General features: G+C 50.5%; 8 tRNA genes. All 8 read right to left on the bottom strand.

Annotated elements, in window-relative coordinates:
• Window positions 1-23: 23 nt before the first annotated feature.
• Window positions 24-97: transfer RNA gene (locus HT732_RS10120), tRNA-Pro, on the bottom strand.
• A gap of 15 nt (window positions 98-112) precedes the next feature.
• A tRNA-Arg gene (locus HT732_RS10115) sits at window positions 113-186 on the bottom strand.
• A gap of 11 nt (window positions 187-197) precedes the next feature.
• Window positions 198-283 (bottom strand) — tRNA-Leu (locus tag HT732_RS10110).
• A 7-nt stretch (window positions 284-290) separates the two neighbouring features.
• A tRNA-Gly gene (locus tag HT732_RS10105) sits at window positions 291-362 on the bottom strand.
• Between the two features lie 22 nt (window positions 363-384).
• Window positions 385-457, bottom strand: a tRNA-Thr gene (locus HT732_RS10100).
• Between the two features lie 18 nt (window positions 458-475).
• Window positions 476-557: transfer RNA gene (locus HT732_RS10095), tRNA-Leu, on the bottom strand.
• Between the two features lie 5 nt (window positions 558-562).
• Window positions 563-635, bottom strand: a tRNA-Lys gene (locus HT732_RS10090).
• 24 nt (window positions 636-659) lie between these two features.
• Window positions 660-732, bottom strand: a tRNA-Asp gene (locus HT732_RS10085).
• Window positions 733-753 lie beyond the last annotated feature (21 nt).

Below are 753 nucleotides of genomic sequence, written 5' to 3'. Positions count from 1 at the left end.
CAGCTGAGCTACACCGCCATATATCGGGAAGACAGGATTCGAACCTGCGACACCTTGGTCCCAAACCAAGTACTCTACCAAGCTGAGCTACTTCCCGAGTTAAATAGAAAAATGCACCCTAGAGGAGTCGAACCTCTAACCGCCTGATTCGTAGTCAGGTACTCTATCCAGTTGAGCTAAGGGTGCTCATTATATTATGCCGAGGACCGGAATCGAACCGGTACGATCGTTACCAATCGCAGGATTTTAAGTCCTGTGCGTCTGCCAGTTCCGCCACCCCGGCCTCTCTAAGCGAACGACGGGATTCGAACCCGCGACCCCCACCTTGGCAAGGTGGTGTTCTACCACTGAACTACGTTCGCACTATTTTCTTCTATCTAAAAATGCCGGCTACATGACTTGAACACGCGACCCTCTGATTACAAATCAGATGCTCTACCAACTGAGCTAAGCCGGCTCATTTATTATATCTTAATGCGGGTTAAGGGACTTGAACCCCCACGCCGTTAAGCGCCAGATCCTAAATCTGGTGCGTCTGCCAATTCCGCCAAACCCGCATATATGACCCGTACTGGGCTCGAACCAGTGACCCATTGATTAAAAGTCAATTGCTCTACCAACTGAGCTAACGAGTCTAAAATAACTTCCGTTATCTTAAACGGTCCCGACGGGAATCGAACCCGCGATCTTCGCCGTGACAGGGCGACGTGATAACCGCTACACTACGGGACCTTTGGGAGTTAACGGGATCGA

The sequence above is a fragment of the Streptococcus sp. 5346 genome, from assembly GCF_013277455.1.
Classification (GTDB): Bacteria; Bacillota; Bacilli; order Lactobacillales; family Streptococcaceae; genus Streptococcus.
Note: the sequence above shows the minus strand (reverse complement) of the source record. Positions and strands in the feature narration are given on the sequence as shown.